The sequence below is a fragment of the Alteromonas sp. 76-1 genome, from assembly GCF_900654235.1.
Taxonomy (GTDB): Bacteria; Pseudomonadota; Gammaproteobacteria; order Enterobacterales; family Alteromonadaceae; genus Alteromonas; species Alteromonas naphthalenivorans.
In genome coordinates this window covers 2204370-2223757 of the sequence record NZ_LR136958.1, presented here as the reverse complement: position 1 = coordinate 2223757, position 19388 = coordinate 2204370, and the positions used below count along the sequence as shown (strand labels likewise).

General features: G+C 43.7%; 14 protein-coding genes. 2 read left to right on the top strand and 12 right to left on the bottom strand.

What is annotated here, in order from left to right; genetic code table 11:
* Positions 1 to 2: 2 nt before the first annotated feature.
* Both ALT761_RS20915 and lrp read right to left on the bottom strand, forming a co-directional pair.
* A complete protein-coding gene (locus ALT761_RS20915) occupies positions 3 to 2696 on the bottom strand; it encodes a DNA translocase FtsK (RefSeq protein WP_129738248.1) in 2694 nt (897 codons plus the stop codon).
* 240 nt (positions 2697 to 2936) lie between these two features.
* Positions 2937 to 3422, bottom strand: coding sequence for a leucine-responsive transcriptional regulator Lrp (lrp, locus tag ALT761_RS09440; protein WP_013784161.1), 486 nt, complete (start codon positions 3420 to 3422; stop codon positions 2937 to 2939).
* 146 nt (positions 3423 to 3568) lie between these two features.
* Here lrp and ald point away from each other — a divergent pair, with 146 nt between their 5' ends.
* Positions 3569 to 4699: an alanine dehydrogenase gene (ald, locus tag ALT761_RS09435; protein WP_013784162.1), complete on the top strand. Its 1131-nt coding sequence runs from the start codon at positions 3569 to 3571 to the stop codon at positions 4697 to 4699.
* Between the two features lie 145 nt (positions 4700 to 4844).
* Here the strand turns inward: ald and pyrF are convergent, their stop codons facing one another.
* From pyrF to gyrA, 10 genes are all read right to left on the bottom strand, one after another.
* Positions 4845 to 5540, bottom strand: coding sequence for an orotidine-5'-phosphate decarboxylase (gene pyrF / locus ALT761_RS09430; protein WP_129738246.1), 696 nt, complete (start codon positions 5538 to 5540; stop codon positions 4845 to 4847).
* A 7-nt stretch (positions 5541 to 5547) separates the two neighbouring features.
* Complete coding sequence (gene lapB / locus ALT761_RS09425) at positions 5548 to 6717, bottom strand: lipopolysaccharide assembly protein LapB (protein ID WP_013784164.1); 1170 nt, start codon at positions 6715 to 6717, stop codon at positions 5548 to 5550.
* A 1-nt stretch (position 6718) separates the two neighbouring features.
* Positions 6719 to 6976, bottom strand: a complete 258-nt coding sequence (locus tag ALT761_RS09420) for a LapA family protein (protein ID WP_129738244.1) — start codon at positions 6974 to 6976, stop codon at positions 6719 to 6721.
* 94 nt (positions 6977 to 7070) lie between these two features.
* On the bottom strand, positions 7071 to 9410 hold the full coding sequence (locus ALT761_RS09415; protein ID WP_129738242.1) for a PilZ domain-containing protein: 2340 nt from the start codon (positions 9408 to 9410) through the stop codon (positions 7071 to 7073).
* Between the two features lie 153 nt (positions 9411 to 9563).
* Positions 9564 to 9851, bottom strand: a complete 288-nt coding sequence (gene ihfB, locus ALT761_RS09410; RefSeq protein WP_013784167.1) for an integration host factor subunit beta — start codon at positions 9849 to 9851, stop codon at positions 9564 to 9566.
* Between the two features lie 76 nt (positions 9852 to 9927).
* Complete coding sequence (gene rpsA / locus ALT761_RS09405) at positions 9928 to 11598, bottom strand: 30S ribosomal protein S1 (RefSeq protein WP_129738240.1); 1671 nt, start codon at positions 11596 to 11598, stop codon at positions 9928 to 9930.
* Between the two features lie 121 nt (positions 11599 to 11719).
* Positions 11720 to 12391 carry a (d)CMP kinase gene (gene cmk / locus ALT761_RS09400; protein ID WP_129738238.1) on the bottom strand — a complete coding sequence of 224 codons (672 nt, stop codon included), beginning with the start codon at positions 12389 to 12391 and terminating at the stop codon, positions 11720 to 11722.
* 157 nt (positions 12392 to 12548) lie between these two features.
* The gene (gene aroA, locus ALT761_RS09395) at positions 12549 to 13829 is read right to left on the bottom strand and encodes a 3-phosphoshikimate 1-carboxyvinyltransferase (protein WP_129738236.1); all 1281 of its coding nucleotides are present in this window, start codon (positions 13827 to 13829) and stop codon (positions 12549 to 12551) included.
* 2 nt (positions 13830 to 13831) lie between these two features.
* The gene (serC, locus tag ALT761_RS09390; protein WP_129738234.1) at positions 13832 to 14917 is read right to left on the bottom strand and encodes a 3-phosphoserine/phosphohydroxythreonine transaminase; all 1086 of its coding nucleotides are present in this window, start codon (positions 14915 to 14917) and stop codon (positions 13832 to 13834) included.
* Positions 14918 to 15013: 96 nt separating this feature from the next.
* The gene (gene gyrA, locus ALT761_RS09385) at positions 15014 to 17710 is read right to left on the bottom strand and encodes a DNA topoisomerase (ATP-hydrolyzing) subunit A (protein WP_129738232.1); all 2697 of its coding nucleotides are present in this window, start codon (positions 17708 to 17710) and stop codon (positions 15014 to 15016) included.
* 424 nt (positions 17711 to 18134) lie between these two features.
* Between gyrA and ubiG the strand changes: the two genes are divergently transcribed.
* Positions 18135 to 18839 (top strand): bifunctional 2-polyprenyl-6-hydroxyphenol methylase/3-demethylubiquinol 3-O-methyltransferase UbiG, encoded by a 705-nt coding sequence (ubiG, locus tag ALT761_RS09380; RefSeq protein ID WP_129738230.1) that lies wholly within the window; start codon positions 18135 to 18137, stop codon positions 18837 to 18839.
* The last annotated feature ends 549 nt before the right edge of the window (positions 18840 to 19388 follow it).

Sequence of the window (19388 nt, the reverse complement as noted above, 5' to 3'; positions counted from 1 at the left end):
TTTTAATCCTTAGGCGCTGGCGGAGCTAATACTTCGCGGTTACCGTTGTGACCCTGTGCACTTACGACGCCACTAGATTCCATTTGTTCCACTAATCGTGCGGCGCGATTGTAACCAATTCTGAATTTGCGTTGCACACTAGAGACACTTGCCCTTCTTGTTTCGGTAACAAAGGCCACGGCTTCATCATAAAATGCATCAAATTCTTGATCTTCACCTTCCGCTTGTTCACCGGGTAAAAGTACCTCGGCGGACGCTTCGCCATTTAATATCTCATCAATATATTTAGGCGCACCACGACGCTTCCAATCTGCTACAACGGCATGAACTTCATGGTCGTCTACAAATGCGCCGTGCACACGTGTAGGTACTGGGCTGCCTGGTGGCAAGTACAACATATCACCCATACCTAGCAGTGCTTCAGCACCTTGCTGGTCTAAAATGGTACGAGAATCAATTTTACTGGAAACTTGGAATGCTATACGCGTTGGAATATTCGCTTTAATCAGGCCGGTAATAACATCTACCGAAGGTCGCTGTGTAGCCAAAACTAAGTGAATACCAGCTGCTCGGGCTTTTTGCGCAATACGAGCAATAAGCTCTTCCACCTTTTTGCCTACAATCATCATCATGTCGGCGAATTCATCTACCACAACCACAATAGCAGGCAGCTTTTCTAAATCAGGCGCATGGGGCTCCATGCTTTCTTCACTCTTCCACAACGGATCTTGAATAGGCGTACCAGCGGCAATCGCTTCTTCCACTTTTGCGTTGTAACCTTTTAGGTTTCTTACCCCTAAGGCACTCATCAAGCGATAACGTCGCTCCATCTCACCTACACACCAACGAAGGGCGTTAGCCGCTTCTTTCATGTCGGTTACCACTTCGGCAAGCAGATGCGGAATGCCTTCATATACCGATAGTTCAAGCATTTTCGGGTCTATCATGATCATACGTACATCTTCTGGCGTGCTCTTATACAGCAAGCTTAAGATCATAACGTTAACCCCAACCGATTTACCCGAACCAGTTGTACCCGCTACTAACAAGTGAGGCATTTTAGCCAAATCTACTATGACAGGCTTACCGGAAATATCCGCACCTAACACCATGGTAAGCGGTGAGCTATTACGCTGGAAAGCATCGCCGCCAATCACTTCACTTAAACGCACCATTTCACGCTTTTTGTTTGGAAGCTCAAGGCCTATAACAGATTTACCCGGAATAACTTCCACTACACGCACCGATATGGCCGACATGGCGCGTGCCAAATCTTTAGATAACCCCGTAATTTTGCTTACCTTCACCCCTGGTGCTAAATCTAGCTCGAAACGCGTGATTACAGGGCCGGGATAAACACCCACTACCGTGGCTTCAATATTAAAGTCGGCCAGTTTCTCTTCAACTAACCTTGAAATACCGTCAATCTCTTCCTGAGTAAGAGGGTTTTCGTGTTTATCTGCGCGCTCAAGCAAGTCGAACGAAGGCATAGCCGTAATAGGTTCGCTCCCCTCCCCTTCATGACGAGTAATGGATTTTGCACCCATCGCCACGGGTGTAAAGGGTTGATGTACTGGCTTAGGCGCTGGCTGTGGTGCTGGTGCTGGTGCTGATTCAGGAGCAGGTTGCGCGTCTAATGGCTCTGCATTAACAGGCTCAGCAGTGTGTAGTGCCTCAGTCGCTTGCGCTTCATCTAACGTATCGGTTTGCGATATATCGAAGGTTGGCTCAATCATTTCATCAGACTGCGACTGAGTATCTTGACGATTAACTGCAGCTTCGTCATTACTAGAAGGCTTGGCTTCTTTTACTTTATTGCGTACCACTTCACGCATTCCTGATAAAGAAAAACTCGATTTAGGTTTGCTTTCGCTATCAGCATTATCAGGTGTGTGGCGCTTTGTTTCAAAAGGCGGAACATCGTCATCATCAAACACATCATCAGGAACACCAAATGAAGGTTCACTACGCTCTGCCTGAGGTGGCGGCGTATAGACAGGTTCAGGTGTTTCTGCGGGCTCTGCACGCATGCTGGTTATGTCTAATTCATCATTTTCAGACTTTGCACTACGAGAAGGAAGCGCAAGCCTTGGCATATCGAGCGCAAGTGCCTGTTGGGGTAAAGAGACACATTTGCGCCCAAACCAAAGCGTCATTTCACCAAGTCTGTCTACAATACTTAACCAGCTAATACCGGTTAGTAAGGTAAAGCCGGTACAGAAGAAACACAAAAGCAATAAAATAGTGCCTGCGGTATTAAAGTACGGCACAAGGGCTGAACTAATAACATCGCCAACAAAGCCGCCGGCAGAAAAGTTGTATATGTCGTCAAAATTTATACTGGCAATTCCCGTAGCACCCAGTGCCATCAATAAACCACCAATAATACGTAAACCGATTGTGAGGTAATCGAACTCTTCCAAGGCTTTTATGTGCTGGAATAAGAACCAGCCTAAAAAGGCGGCACCAAAAGGCAGTAAGTAAGCTAAAAAGCCAAAAGAGAAAAGTAATAAATCGGCACTCCACGCGCCGGTAGACCCTACCCAGTTATGTACGTCTAATTGCAAGCCGGCTTGGCTCCAGCCAGGGTCGCCCGGATGAAAAGATACTAATGCCAGCAATAAGAAAAAGGCGAAGACACAGGCTATTATCATGCCGGCTTCCCAAATTCGCTGAATCCCTGTTAATTGCGTCATAACCCTAAGTCACTTATTAAACTAAATTGATGTTTCGATGTTGTGATAATTCTATCGATAAAGAAGAATACAAATGCAGTGCCAATATTATCGTAATGTTTTCAATAAGTAATTTATTAATAAGGTGTATTACAAATCGGTTTACTTACACCCACTGTTGAGGGCGAAATTCACACTAACAATAACCACTGTATTTTTGCACAGCCTATCACAAATGCCCATAATTGAGCCATGCTTTCATTACTTCAAATTAATCCGAAGTGATGTTGTGCTTTTCACTTCTTCCATAACTACATAGGTTCGTGACTCACTCACACCTGGAAGGCGCAGTAAGGTGTCGCCCAATAATCTACGGTAACTCGACATGTCTGCAACCCGAGCTTTAAGTAAGAAGTCAAAATCCCCTGACACAAGATGGCACTCTTGTATATCGTCATGGAGCCTAACTGCCGCAGAAAATTCTGCGAAGATATCTACTGACGTCTTCGTTAATGTGATTTCTACAAAAACGAGCATGGCAGCGCCCAGTTTTTCTGGATCAACCACGGCATGGTAGCCTTTTATATAGCCTTGGCTCTCTAAGCGCTTAACTCGCTCTAAACAAGGACTGGGGCTCAAGCCCACGTCTTTAGCCAATTCCACGTTTGATATGCGCCCGTTTTTTTGTAGCGAAATCAGTATATTCCTGTCTATTCGGTCAAGGTGTTTTGGGGTTTTTACCAGCATATTTTATTCCGGCTAAATGACACAAAGCCAGATTATATGCTGCAACTCATATTTTTTCAGCACATAGTTCGTTTTTATCTCACGTATACTGAATCAAATAATAATCGGCAAGTGAGCCACTGGGCTAATCAATTAGAGGAAAAGTTATGTTAATCGGTGTACCAAAAGAAATTAAGAACCATGAATATCGCGTTGGCTTAACGCCTGCGGCAGTGAAAGAATTTACCAGTCATGGTCATTCAGTGTTAGTTGAGACGCTAGCCGGTGATGCAATTGGTTTTACCGATGAAATGTACGTTGAAGCTGGTGCTTCTATCGCATCTACTGCTGAGCAAGTTTTTGCTGAAGCAGAAATGATTATTAAAGTGAAAGAGCCACAAACAAATGAATGTAAAATGCTTCGTAAAGGCCAAACCCTTTACACTTACCTTCATTTAGCCCCTGATCCTACGCAAACAGAGCTTCTTATTGCTTCTGGCGCAACCTGTATCGCTTACGAAACCGTAACCGACGACCGTGGTGGCTTGCCATTATTAGCCCCAATGAGCGAAGTGGCTGGCCGTATGTCAGTTCAAGCCGGTGCACATTATTTAGAAAAAGCACATGGCGGCAGCGGCACCCTTCTAGGCGGCGTTCCTGGCGTAGCACCGGGTAAAGTCCTTATTATTGGTGGCGGTGTTGTAGGAACGCAAGCAGCTAAAATGGCATTAGGCCTAGGCGCTGACGTTACTATTCTAGACCGTTCACTTCCTCGCCTTCGTCAGTTAGATGACATTTTTAATGGCCAAGTTAAAACGGTTTACTCAACGGTTGATGCTATTGAACATTATTCTTCAAAAGCTGATCTTGTTGTTGGCGCCGTACTTATTCCTGGCGCAGCAGCTCCTAAGCTTCTTAACCGCGAACAAATAGCAGCCATGAAGCCAGGCTCTGTGTTGGTTGATGTTGCTATCGACCAAGGTGGTTGTTTTGAAACCTCTAAAGCCACTACACACCAAGACCCTGTATACATCATCGACGACGTAGTGCATTACTGTGTTGCGAATATGCCAGGTGGTGTTGCACGTACTTCAACAATGGCCCTTAACAATGCAACGCTTCCGTTTGGTTTAGCATTAGCGAATAAAGGCCCTGCTAAAGCCATGCTTGAAGATAAGCATTTATTGAACGGTCTTAACGTTCATGAAGGCAAAGTAACTTATAAAGCAGTGGTTGACGCATTAGGTGAAAAGTTAGGTTTAACTTACACACCTGCACAAGAAGCACTTAACGCGTAAGTACGTATAAGTAAATGTTTGGCTTGCTAGTACTTATTAAGTGCTAGCAAATAAAAACGCCCAGTAAGTGGTTAGCATATTGAATGCGTCACTACTGGGCGTTTTTTTATATGTATTTGTTTTTTTGGAGGTAGCTAGTCGGCAACTAGCTAATAGAGGCGTTTACCTGCTTTAACACATCCATAGGGTCGCTAGCTTGCGTAATAGGTCTTCCCATCACTAAGTAACTTACGCCACTGTCGATTGCTTCTGGTGGCGTCATTACACGCTTTTGATCGCCCGCATCACTCCCCTTAGGACGTATGCCAGGAGTTACCAACAAAAAGTCTTCGCCAATTTCATCACGTAGCATCGCGGCTTCTTTAGCAGAACACACCACACCATCTAAACCCGCTTGGGCAGTTAACGATGCTAGGCGCAACACTTGTTGCTCTGGCGTTACATTATCAATCACGCCGCTTAGCTGCGATTGATCCATACTGGTAAGTACAGTAACCGCGATTAATTTGGTTTCAGGACGGCTACTTTGCGCAATGCCTTCTTTAGCTGCCTGCATCATTGGAAGTCCACCGCTGGCGTGCACGTTTACCATCCATACGCCAAGTTCAGCGGCTGCCTTACACGCTTTACCTACAGTATTGGGGATATCATGAAATTTCAAATCAAGAAAAACGTCGAAGCCTTTCGCCACTAAAGATTTTACAAACTCAGGGCCAAATAAGGTGAACATTTCTTTGCCCACTTTAACTTTACACAGGCTGGGATCTAATTGGTCTACAAACGAAAGTGCTTGTTCTTGGTTGTCATAGTCGAGTGCAACAATAACGCGAGGTTCTTGCATGGTGAAGTTATTCTCCGTCTAGCCCTTTTATTGGTTTTACTACGCCCCATTTTTTACATGAAGGACATAGCCAGTAGAGTTTACGCCCTGAAAACCCGCAGCTATGGCAGCGGTATTTAGGGCGTTGCAACATTTGCTTTTCTACTAATTCTTTTAATATACGTAAGCTCTCTGCTGAGGTCTTATCGTCTAACTGGTCGATATACAACCCCATTAAGGTTTTGAAGCCACGCATGGTTGGGCGTTTACGTAGTTGTTCTAATAGATAATCCGCCGCTTGCGTGGTATCGCCTTTTTTCAACAATACATCAACCATGGCAAGGTACGAGGTTGCACATTCTTGCCAATGGGCTTCTAAGCTTTCAGCGAAACTATCCCAGTCTCCGGTTTCTTCCGCAATTTTTTCTAAACTGGGAACCGCTTCACTGAACCAATTAATGTCACGCTCTGCCACTTGCACAAAATAAGCCCGTGCGTCGCTGTAACGTTGTTGTTGAAGTGCAAGCTGTCCAAGCATTAACCACGGTCTTACTGCATGCTCATCGGCATTAACGGCCTTTTGAAGCAAGGACAACGCAGTGCCTTGATCATCGTCTTTAAGCTTCGCTACCGCATGTTCACAATAAAAATGCGCTAAGCGTTCGCACACATCATCGTTGTCGCCATGGCATTCCACCATGCGCTCGGCAAGCTCAATGGCTCTGTCCCACTCTTTGGTGGTTTGGTAAATACTAAATAGCTGGGTTTGCGCCACTAAATAGTGCTTGTCGCTATTAAGCAATTGAAGAAAAGCGTTTTCAGCCCGTTCTAAGAAACCAGCATGAGTGTAATCATGGCCAAGTTCTTTTAACGCGCTTTCACGTTGCGTAGGTTGCAGCTCGTCTCGGCTTACTAGGTTTTGGTGAACCTTTATGGCTCTGTCTATTTCGCCGCGGTGGCGAAAGAAGCTGCCCATCGCAATGTGAGTTTCAACCGTATCGCTGTTCACATTAATCATTTTGATTAAGGTGTCTACCGCTTTATCTGGTTGATCGGAAAGGAGGAAGTTTAAGCCTTTATAATAATGCTTAGAAAGAATACTAGACTGTTTACGTTGTGCTTGGCGAACACTGTTACGGCCCATAATCCATCCGTAACCTGCTGCAACAGGCAAAAGTAAAAACAGCAGTTCGAGCATATTAGTGTTCTTTTTTCAGGCTATTGATTTTTGAGTTAGCCGACAACAACTGTACGCGTAAACGCAACCAGCTTGCTGACATAATAAGTATCCCTATTAACACACCCAAAGAAAGCGCAATAGCAATAAGGGTGGAAACCCGCATGTTAGCTTGAGCAATAAGATAGTTAACGGTGATATAGGCTTCGTTTTGTGTGCCAATGACAAATGCAAATGTCAGTAATACCAAAATGGCGAGTATTGTGAGGATCCCTTTCAAGACCAAACCCTTCTTGTACGTAATTAATAAAGAATAGCAAAATGCAGCAAGAGATAACACCAAAACCCAAGGTTTTAGTTATGCTTACTTAGCGTTAGGCGGTGGCTTCATCTTCTGATAAAGGGCGCTCTTGCTTTGCAATTAATTTGGCCATAACCAAGTCGTGATGCAATGCAGACATATTAGTCACAAAAATACAGTGTGTATAGCCAGCTTGCATGGTTTCTAATTTGTCGTACATTGCCTTATCAAGTTTAGACAGCTGTGCTAAACGCTTCTTGGTAAGCGGTGTCGTGGCGCCATAACAACGAATAGCCGTTACATTAGTGGCACTCACCTGCACTTTTTCTTCTTCTAGCTGATTCTGAATTTGCGAGCGTAATTTAGAATAAAGAAAATCGCTTTCTTTTATGTATACCAAGCGATTGTCGCTTTTACGTACACAATGCACCACAAGATTGTTTTCAACATCGCCTTTAAACATGGCTTCAAGCATCATCGATTTAGGCTTAGCTACCGCTTTATCGGCAAAAAAGCCATGTAATGGAATAATGTTTGCGGTACGAGAAAATGGGTATAAGTCGTCAGATGAATCGCTTTGATATACGGTTTTAAGTCTATCCAGAATATGCCTGTTCATTACGCAAAGCACAGAAAGCGAAGGCATATGGCGTACGGCTAGCTCCCAAATAAATCGATGGGTTGAGCGTTGAATACGCGCAATGTCTCTAATTTTGAAATACGCGGTATTTTCTTCAACCATGGCATCAACATTTGCCCCAGCTTTAGATTTTTTTACATCTTCTAAGCATAGGCGCACAACGCCTGACGCAGCGTCATAGTGAACAACCTTATATCTCTCATTTTTAATTTTAAGATCTGGTACCGATACCCGTACTTCGCTTTGCAGCTCAGTGCCTGGGGCAACCATTAACTTCATACCACTGGCAGATAAATCGGCAACACGCACATTAATTGAAGATAGCAGCCCTACTTTTATCATGGCTACTTTATCGATGATATACCGGGTCTCAGACCGCCTATCAAGATCATCTTCCATCACGAAATCGATGGACCAGTTTTCGCCCGAAGCCCGCAGCGTTTTCGATAAGGGCTTGAAATCACACTTCTCGCTAAGGGTTAAATTAGTAAGGTACATAGAAATATCTCGGCAGTACATTACATGGCTTAACGCAGCAAGATGTTCAAATTCTTTGCTAGGGATGTCATGAATAGCGAATGCTTTTACTTTGTCTTCTCGGTTTACTTCTTCTAAGCGGCACTGCGTGCAAGTAAACTCCCCACTTTTAACCAGTAGATAAACGATAGCATTGAGTTGCCCAAGTTCTACAAGTTGGCGATGGGTTGCAGTAATAGTAATTTGACCGCTTTTGGTTTTAATCACACCATGAAAGATAAAAGCTTCATTGTACTTATTTAATTCTTGAACCAAATTTTCAAAATGCGATTTGTCTTGCAGACTCGCTAGTAGCTTTTCTGAATTGTTGTTGTCCACATTCGCTTTAGTATAGAGCGCAATAATTGGCTTAAGCGATTTTTGATGGGCAGAAAGAAAAACTGGCAACCAGGGGCTGTTTTCTAAAATACGGTCGCGTTCGAGGTCTTGCATGGCCCTTTCAATTTCTAAGTCTCGCTGCAAAGGCTGTTTATACGACGTGCCTTTAATGTAGCGCTTCAAATTATTAAGCAGACTAAGATCGGTTTCTGATGAAATCGTAAAAAATGACTCGTACTTACCCAAGTGCTTATTGTACTTAATGGCATCGAGTTCGTAGGTAATTTCAGTCGGTTCGGTGGTTAAGCCCATTACTTCCGGTATAACGAAGGTAACAATATCACCGGTGGTTACGTTAGGCGGTCGTTTTGTTTCTACAGCAATACCGGTAAAAGAAAGTGAGCTTACAGTGCAATGCCTACCCTTTTCAAAATCCACGGAAGACACAGTGAAGTTGGGCCTTACAGCAATGTCGTTACCAAAATCTATATCAGTAAATGACTGGCTTTCTACATTAAATGCTTCAACAATTTTTTTGAATTGATCGCGCTTAATCTGTGTTTGATAAAAATCGGAGTTCATCACCGACTCAAACACACCTACGGTATATCGTTCTTGATATAAAGCAGTTTCATTTTGAAGGATTTTAGCGCCCACTTTGTCTAAACGCATGGGGATGCCAAAATGTTTAAACTTCATGACAGGGAATTTTGCGAACGCAGAATTGTCCGCAGATGCATCAGTTAAAGACGTAAGCCTAACGACTTCCTCTTTAATGATTTTGCGGATATTGCCTGGGAGCCGCTTTGAAAATTTATTAATACCTTCCAATAAGCGATTATCTTGCTCATAAGGAATTAAGGCACGAATAAGCGGCTGATACTGCTTTATAATTTGTTGTTCTTCGCCGGCCGACATTGGTACACCATGCACCGTATTTAATTAACTACAATCCATTCAGGTTTATAAATAAAACCTGCATCCAGATATAAATTTAAACGTAAGTAATGAATATACCAAAATTTTTTTTAATAGATATAAAAAAACCGCAACATGTGCGGTTTTTTTTATTTAAGCTATGGAGGCGTCTACTCTTTCTCGAAGCTCTTTACCTGGCTTAAAGTGAGGGACATATTTGCCATCTAACTCTACTGTTTCGCCAGTTTTCGGGTTACGTCCCACGCGCGGAGCGCGGTAATGTAATGAAAAGCTGCCGAAGCCTCGAATTTCAATCCTATCGCCTTTTTGAAGGGTCTGGGCCATCTGTTCAAGAAGCTCTTTAATTGCCAGTTCAAGATCTTTCGCAGGAATTTGACGCGCTTGATCCGCGAGCCGTTCAATTAATTCAGACTTGGTCATACTAACCTCGTTTCAATATTATAGTTAAACAGCTACTGCGAACAAGGGAGTGCAAGGCACTCCCACATATAGCTTATTATTCGCCTTTAGCAGCTTTAAATGCTTCTGCCATTGCGCTAGCAAAACCAGCATCTTCTTGCTGATTAACCTTGTCGATAGCTTCTTTTTCGTCAGCCTGATCTTTTGCTTTCACAGATAGGTTAACGGTGCGGTTTTTACGGTCAACGCCCATAAATTTCGCTTCGATGCTGTCGCCAACGTTAGCAGCTTCAGTTGCGTCTTCAATACGGTCAACAGATAAATCTGCAACGCGAATGTAGCCATCAACTTCTTCAGAAAGGTTAACTGTAACGCCTTTAGCGTCAACTTCAGTAACCGTACCTACAACGATAGCACCTTTCTTGTTATCTGTCAGATACTTGTTGAAAGGGTCTTCTTCGATTTGCTTAACGCCAAGAGAGATACGCTCACGCTCAGGGTCAACTTGAAGAACAACAGCTGAGATTTCGTCGCCTTTCTTATAGTCACGAACAGCGTCTTCACCAGACTTGTTCCAGCTAATGTCAGAAAGGTGAACTAGACCGTCGATGCCGCCGTCAAGGCCGATGAAGATACCGAAGTCAGTGATTGACTTGATCTTACCAGACACTTTGTCACCTTTTTCGTGTGACTTAGCGAAAGTTTCCCAAGGGTTGTCGATGCACTGTTTAAGGCCTAGAGAAATACGACGACGTTCTTCGTCGATTTCAAGAACCATAACGTCAACTGTGTCACCTAGGTTAACAACCTTAGATGGGTGGATGTTCTTGTTAGTCCAATCCATTTCAGAAACGTGTACAAGACCTTCAACGCCGTCTTCGATTTCAACGAAGCAGCCGTAATCGGTAAGATTCGTAACCTGACCAGAGATCTTAGTACCTTCTGGGTAACGTGAAGCAATTTCTTGCCATGGATCGTTGCCCATTTGCTTCATGCCAAGAGAAACACGTTGCTTCTCTTTATCAAACTTAAGTACTTTAACGTTGATTTCGTCACCAACATTTACGATTTCACTTGGGTGCTTAACGCGCTTCCAAGCCATATCGGTAATGTGTAGTAGACCGTCTACGCCACCAAGGTCAACGAATGCTCCGTAATCAGTAAGGTTCTTAACGATACCTTTGATTTCGTGGCCTTCTTCAAGGTTAGCAAGAAGAGATTCGCGCTCTGCGCTGCTTTCTGCTTCAATAACGGCACGACGTGAAACAACAACGTTGTTACGCTTAGCGTCAAGTTTGATAACTTTAAATTCTAGCTCTTTGCCTTCAAGGTGAGTTGTGTCACGTACTGGACGTACATCAACCAATGAACCAGGAAGGAAAGCGCGCACTGTGTTAACTTCAACAGTGAAACCGCCTTTAACTTTACCGTTGATAACACCTTTAATGGTAACTTTATCATCGTAAGCTTTTTCCAACTCAACCCACGCTTCGTGACGCTTCGCTTTTTCGCGAGAAAGGATTGTTTCGCCGAAACCATCTTCTACTGCGTCTAGCGCTACATCTACTTCGTCACCGATAGCGATTTCAAGCTCGCCTTCAGCGTTTTTAAATTGGTCAGCTGGGATAGCACTTTCTGATTTCAAGCCTGCATCAACAAGAACGATGTCTTTGTCGATAGAAACTACAGTACCTTTTACAATTGAACCTGGACGTGTTTCTAGTTCTTGTAAGCTTTCTTCAAAAAGTTGTGCAAAATTTTCAGTCATAAGGTTTAAATTAACTTTAAGTTGATATCCACGCTTCAAATCCGGATAACGTGGGGTTATTAGTAAAAGCCGCCACTCCCTGTGGTAGCACTGCTTTGAATACCTTAAAAACTCACCTTACTTAAAGGCGCGAATTGATGATATCCATCGCTTTTTCAAAGACTTGGTCTATATCCAAGCCCGTTGAGTCTATAATTACCGCATCTTGAGCCGGTACCAATGGCGCCACTGAACGTTGTGTATCTCGCTCATCTCTGGCCTTGATATCGGTTAAAAGGCGCGCAATATTAACATCCATACCTTTAGCTTTCAACTGGCTATAGCGACGTTCAGCACGGGCTTCGGCGCTAGCGGTAAGAAATATCTTCACTTTTGCGTCTGGGAAAACCACTGTACCCATGTCTCGGCCGTCGGCGACAAGGCCAGGATCTTGTTGAAAAGCACGTTGGCGTCGAAGCAAGGCTTCACGAACGCGAGGTAACGCGGCAACCTTCGAAGCAACACTACCTACTTCTTCAGTACGGATGTCGTCAGTGACGTCTTCACCTTCCAAAATGACACGTGTGGTGTCTTTGTCAGTTTCAAAACTTACATCAAGACCCGTTGCTAACGGAACAACACATTCTTCATCGTCGCACGGTAGGTCGTGGTGTAGAGCTGCGACAGCCAGAACACGATAAATCGCGCCGCTATCTAAAAAGTGCCATCCAAGCTTCTTTGCGAGTAAGCTACTTAACGTTCCCTTACCTGCACCGCTGGGACCGTCAACCGTGACTACGGGTGTAGAATGCATACCTGCTCCAGAATTTATAAAATACGTAAAAATCGCGCGCAATTATACGCGTTAAGTAGAGATAAGCAATGCCATCCAGCGTTGATGGCATTGTACATAAGGCTAAATTTCGTTTTAAAAATAATACGCTATAAACGAAATAAGGTCTTTTTGAAGACTAAGAATAGAGTGTGGCAAACCGTGTGAAGTAATCAGGGAAGGTTTTGCGGGTGCAGCCTGGGTCGTTAATGGTTACCGGCGTATCACTAAGCGCCACTAACGAAAAGCACATGGCAATGCGATGATCGTTATAGGTATCAATGGCAGCATGCTTTAACGTATCCGTTGGCCATACTTTAATATAGTCATGACCTTCTTCTACTTCTGCACCCAGCTTTCTAAGTTCAGTGGCCATGGCGTTTAAACGGTCAGTTTCTTTTACCCGCCAGTTGTAGATGTTAGTAATACTGGTTGGCCCTTGTGCAAAAAGCGCAGTAGTGGCAATGGTCATGGCCGCATCAGGAATATGGTTCATATCCATGTCTACACCCTTAAGTGGAGCACCTGTTACTTCCACATATTCATCATGCCAAGTGATTTTAGCGCCCATGGCTTCAAGCACATCGGCAAAGCGTATATCACCTTGTATGCTATTTTGACCAATTCCGGTTACGCGTACCGTGCCGCCTTTAATGGCGCCGGCTGCAAGGAAGTAAGAAGCCGATGAAGCATCACCTTCCACCATAAATTTACCTGGCGAACGATATGATTGCCCTGCACTAATGGTGAATGTTTGATAGTTATCGTTGCTCACTTCAACACCAAACTTCGCCATGGTATCTAGGGTAATATCGATATACGGTTTCGACACTAATTCGCCTTTAATACGAATGGTCACGTCACCAGTAAACAACGGTGCAGACATTAATAGTGCAGTCAAAAATTGACTCGACACACTACCGTCCACTTCCATTTCACCGCCGGATAACGTCTTACCCTTAATTTGTAGCGGAGGAAAACCGTCATTTTTAAGGTATTCAATTTCCGCGTTACCCATGCGTAATGCATCAACCAAATCGCCTATAGGGCGCTCTTCCATGCGCGGCTCACCGGTAAGTACGAATTGTACATTACTAGCTGCGAGTGCAGCGCATAATGGGCGCATTGCTGTACCTGCATTACCTAAGAAAAGCTCCAGTGGCTCGGCAACTGAAAACGCCCCGCCGTTACCCACCACTTTACAGCGAGTTTTATCTTCACTAAGTGAATAAGTAACGCCAAGTTTAGTTAGCGCATTTAGCATATGCTCAATATCTTCACTATCAAGCAAGTTTGTTAGTTCGGTTTCACCTTCAGCTAATGCAGCAAGCAGTAATGCACGGTTCGATAGGCTTTTAGACCCAGGAACGTTTACTTCCCCTGATACTTTGCTAATAGGTTCTAATGTTAACTGTTCCATGACTACCCGTTTACTCGTTCAAATTCACGCATAAATTCTACTAACGCCATTACCCCTTCAACGGGCATAGCGTTATAAATGCTGGCACGCATTCCGCCTACAGAGCGGTGACCTTTTAATGCCATTAAGCCAGCGTCTTGTGCTTGGCTTAAAAATAGCGCGTCTAATTCAGGGTTAGCCAACTGAAACGGCACATTCATTTTAGAACGATTGTCTGGGTGTACTTGGCTAGCATAGAAATCAGAGGTGTCGATTGCAGAATACAACAATGATGCTTTTTCGCTGTTGCGTTTTGCCATAGCATCAACGCCGCCCATCTCTTTAAGCCACTCAAACACTAACCCCGCCAAATACCACGAGAACGTGGGCGGCGTGTTATACATAGAATCAGCTTTAGCGGCTAATGCGTAATCGAAAATTGATGGTGTTTCTTTGCGAGCTTTGCCCACTAAGTCTTCACGAACAATCACCACCGACAAACCGCTTGGGCCAATATTTTTCTGCGCACCGGCGTAAATAAGACCGTGTTTAGCAACATCAAGAGGCTGAGACAAAATGGTAGACGACATATCAGAAACCAGCGGTACATCACCAGACTCTGGTAACCAATCGTAGGCGATACCGTCAACGGTTTCATTCGGGCAGAAATGATAATACGCTGCAGATTGATCTACATTGGCAAGTGAGGGTTGCGGCATGTAATGCAAACCTTCTTTTTTAGAAAGCTCGCCTACCACAACAGCATTATTGTATTTCGCCGCTTCACTTACCGCCCCTTCAGACCAAGAGCCACTGACTAAGTGAAGGCTGGTGTCTGACGCAGACGATAAATTAAGGGGAACCGCTGCAAATTGACCACGTCCACCGCCATGGGTGAAAAGAACATGGTAATTTTTAGGAACCGAGAGTAAATCGCGCAAATCTTGTTCAGCTTTGGCTGCTATCTCGATGAAATCTTTTCCGCGGTGACTGACTTCCATTACCGAGCAACCTGAGTCGCGCCAGTTAGTAAATTCAGCTTGTGCTTTTTGCATTACGGCTTCAGGCAACTTTGCCGGGCCAGCGCTAAAATTGAAAACCTCTTTCATTGCGTTTTTCAACACCTATAAAATAACAAGCGGCCTAAGCCGCTTGTAATAAAGAACACCGATAACTGCCCGCTTTTAAATTAAGCGGGCAATACCCTACTCTTCTGTCGTTGAGCTGTCGCCGTCTTGTGCAGCGTTTTCTTCTTGCTCAATAGGTTCTTCTATAGCGATTGGATTGCCATCTTCATCTAACTCTAGCAATTCTTCTACTACTTCTTCTATACGTTGTAAGCCAACAACGTGTTCGTTCTCAACAGTACGTATTAAGCGAACACCTTGGGTATTTCTACCTACCACTGATACTTCACCAACGCGGGTACGTACTAAAGTACCTTGGTCAGAAATAAGCATGATTTCATTGGCTTCATCAACTTGAACCGCGCCAACCACTTTACCATTACGCTCAGAAACCTTAATGGATACTACACCTTGTGTAGCACGGCTCTTCGCTGGGTAATCTTCAAGCGGTGTACGTTTACCAAAACCGTTCTCTGTGGCAGTAAGGATAGGACCATCACCACGAGGTACAATTAGGGACACAACGCGTTGGTCGTCTTGTAATCTGATACCACGAACACCGGTAGCGGTACGACCCATTGGACGTAGTGCTAATAGTTCTTCGCCAGTTTCAGCATCTAATTTAACGTTACCTGTTTCGCTGTCACGCAGTTTTTCGTTAAAGCGAACCACTTTACCCGCGTCTGAGAACAACATAATGTCGTCATCACCATGGGTAATGTCAACACCAATTAGTTCATCACCTTCGTTCAAGTTAACGGCAATGATACCGCTTGAACGTGGACGTGAATAAAGGCTTAAATCGGTTTTCTTCACCGTACCGTTAGCCGTCGCCATTAATACAAATTTACCTTCTTCAAATTCTTTGATAGGTAGAATTGCAGTAATACGCTCGTTATCTTCTAAAGGAAGAATGTTCACAATTGGACGACCACGCGCGTTACGGCTCGCTAACGGCAATTGATACACTTTCAACCAGTACAAACGGCCACGGGTTGAGAAGCAAAGTATGTGATCATGAGTATTCGCTACTAATAGCTTCTCAATGAAATCTTCATTCTTCATCTTGGTAGCGGATTTACCACGGCCACCACGACGCTGAGATTCATAATCATTAAGTTTTTGATACTTCACATAGCCTTCACGAGACAAGGTCACTACAACGTCTTCTTGTTCGATTAAGTCTTCAATATCAATATCGTGACTAGCAGCAGTAATTTCAGTGCGGCGCGCGTCACCAAATTCTTCACGAATTTTTTCAAGCTCTTCTTCAATCACTTCCATTAATCGCTCTGGGCTATTAAGGATGTGAAGTAGTTCAGCGATAACTTCTAGAAGCTGTTTGTATTCTTCAAGAATTTTTTCGTGCTCAAGACCAGTCAGTCTGTGCAAGCGAAGGTCTAGAATAGCTTGTGCTTGTTGTTCGGTAAGGAAGTATTGTCCGTCACGAATACCAAACTCAGGCATTAACCAATCTGGGCGTGCAGCATCATCACCAGCACGTTCAAGCATTTGCGATACATCGCCTAAATCCCAACCTTGTGCGACTAATGCTTTTTTCGCATCAGCAGGGCCAGGTGAGGCTTTAATTAGCTCAATAATTGGGTCGATGTTGGCTAGCGCAATAGCTAAACCTTCAAGGATGTGTGCACGATCGCGAGCTTTACGTAGTTCAAATACCGTTCTGCGGGTAACGACTTCACGGCGATGCAGAATAAAGGCTTCTAAGGTCTCTTTTAAGTTAAAGACTTTAGGCTGGCCGTTATCTAACGCAACCATGTTAATACCGAATACCGTTTGTAACTGCGTATTGGCATATAAATGGTTAAGTAGTACTTCTGCAGATTCGTTACGTTTTACTTCAACAACAATACGCATACCGTCTTTATCAGACTCGTCACGTAGTGCAGAAATACCTTCGATGCGTTTTTCTTTAACTAGCTCAGCAATTTTCTCAATAAGGCGAGCTTTGTTAACCTGGTACGGAATTTCATTAATGATAATGGTTTCTTTACCGTTATCTTCCGTTTCAATTTCCGCTTTGGCGCGCATGTATATTTTGCCGCGACCGGTACGGTAAGCGTCATCAATACCTTTACGACCGCTAATCATAGCGGCAGTTGGGAAATCAGGACCAGGGATATGAAGCATTAAGTCATCAATTGTAATTGATGGGTCTTTAATAAGGGCAATACAGCCGTTAATAACTTCCGTTAAGTTATGTGGCGGAATGTTAGTTGCCATACCTACCGCGATACCAGAAGAACCGTTTACCAGTAAGTTAGGAACCTTGGTAGGTAACACTTCTGGAATGTGTTCAGTGCCATCGTAGTTAGGTACGAAGTCGACGGTTTCTTTATCGAGGTCGGCAAGAAGTTCGTGGGCAATTTTTGCCATACGTATTTCGGTATAACGCATTGCAGCGGCTGAATCGCCATCTACTGAACCAAAGTTACCTTGGCCGTCTACCAACATGTAGCGAAGCGAGAATGGCTGGGCCATACGTACAATAGTATCGTATACCGCAGAATCACCATGTGGGTGATACTTACCAATTACATCACCTACCACACGGGCAGATTTCTTGTATGGTTTATTGAAGTCGTTTTTCAGTTCGTTCATTGCGAACAGCACACGGCGGTGTACAGGCTTCAAACCATCTCTTACGTCAGGCAATGCTCGCCCGACAATAACGCTCATCGCGTAATCGAGATAGGAGTTCTTTAACTCTTCCTCAATATTAACGGGGAGGATTTCGTTAGCGTTATCAGACATAAACTGCTTAATCCCTTTATTTCGGTTTGTTCTGCATTATCTATTTAGCTCAATCTACACAATATAGAGAAGCAAATGATAGATTTGCATTGTTATTATGGGGTCATAATCTTGCTTCGAGTGTAACACTTGATGACACATTTATGTAGCGCTTAATTGCCCTTCCTTACGTACTCGTGAACAAGCGATTATTTTTCGTTCAAGCAGACACTCGAAACTGCATTCAAGTGCCAAAAACGATGCCTTAACGCTGGTTTTGCGTTATGTTATTGCTCTTATATAGGCAGTGTTTAATTAATCGCAGATAGCTTCTATCTGTCGAGCGGCATTAGTCATGCGCGTTCTTTTGCAAAATCGGTATGTAAAAATCGATGCGATAAATCAATGCAAAATAATTAGCAGGCGCAGAAAGGAAAAAATATAAATGACAAACGTTGATGAGCAGGAAATTGATAAGTTTTCTGAGTTAGCCTCACGGTGGTGGGATCCTGAAGGTGAGTTCAAACCCCTACATTTAATTAACCCACTTCGTTTAGATTTTATTAACCAACACAGTAATGGCTTGTTTAACAAGAAAGTGGTGGATATTGGTTGTGGTGGCGGCATATTGGCAGAGTCTATGGCGAAAGCTGGTGCTGAAGTTGTTGGGCTCGATATGGCAAGTGCGTCATTAGAAATTGCCAAGCTTCATGGTTTAGAGTCGGGCATTAATGTTGACTACCACTGTGTTACCGCTGAATCCTTCGCAGACAGTCATGCAGGCGAGTTCGATGTAGTGACCTGCATGGAAATGCTTGAACATGTACCCGACCCTGCTTCGATAGTGCGGGCTTGCGCTAAATTAGTTAAGCCTGGTGGCCATGTTTTCTTCTCTACATTAAACCGCAATATAAAGTCTTATTTGATGGGGATCGTTGGCGCTGAGTATTTATTGAAGCTGGTGCCAAAAGGCACTCACGATCATTCTCGATTCATTAAACCTTCTGAACTTATGCAGATGACCGATGATGCCGGTTTACTACCACGAGATATGACCGGCTTACATATGGACCCGGTTTCCCAGGGCTTTTATCTGTCTGACCGCAATGTAGATGTTAACTACCTACTATATACGGTGTCGCAAGATTAATTAGCACTACATATTGGGGCTTGATGATAATTTCAACACCACATATCGTGTTTAAGTGTTAAGTACGATATTAAGTTAAATTATTTTAAGCCTCGATCATTTTTTCGAATAGTACTTGCAATCAGTATATTTAAGGCTTGTACAAAGCTAAAAAGTTAGTCACTACTAACCTAAAATCCGTGCCAGTTTAAGTGCTCGTTTAAGCACCAGATATTGGGTTGCATTGTGAGGCAAACCTCACTATCTTGTGTTTAATCCAACGCGGGATCCCAAAGTGAATTTTTGGAAAATATTGAGATCGACAACGATCCTTTCACTGCGTTTTTCGGATGATCAGACAAAACATACTATTAAAGAAAAGCATTCAGCGGCATCTCTCAAACTTATGCGCTAATAAGTTTAGGGTTGGTCGTGGTTAGTTGTGTATTTCGCGCAAATGGTCTTACGCAGATGTATTACTTCGCAGCGAAACAACTAACTTAAAAAGAATACACATTATAACAGGGTGATATACCCACGCCTCGCGCGCTAACAGACAACGGCCAGAGT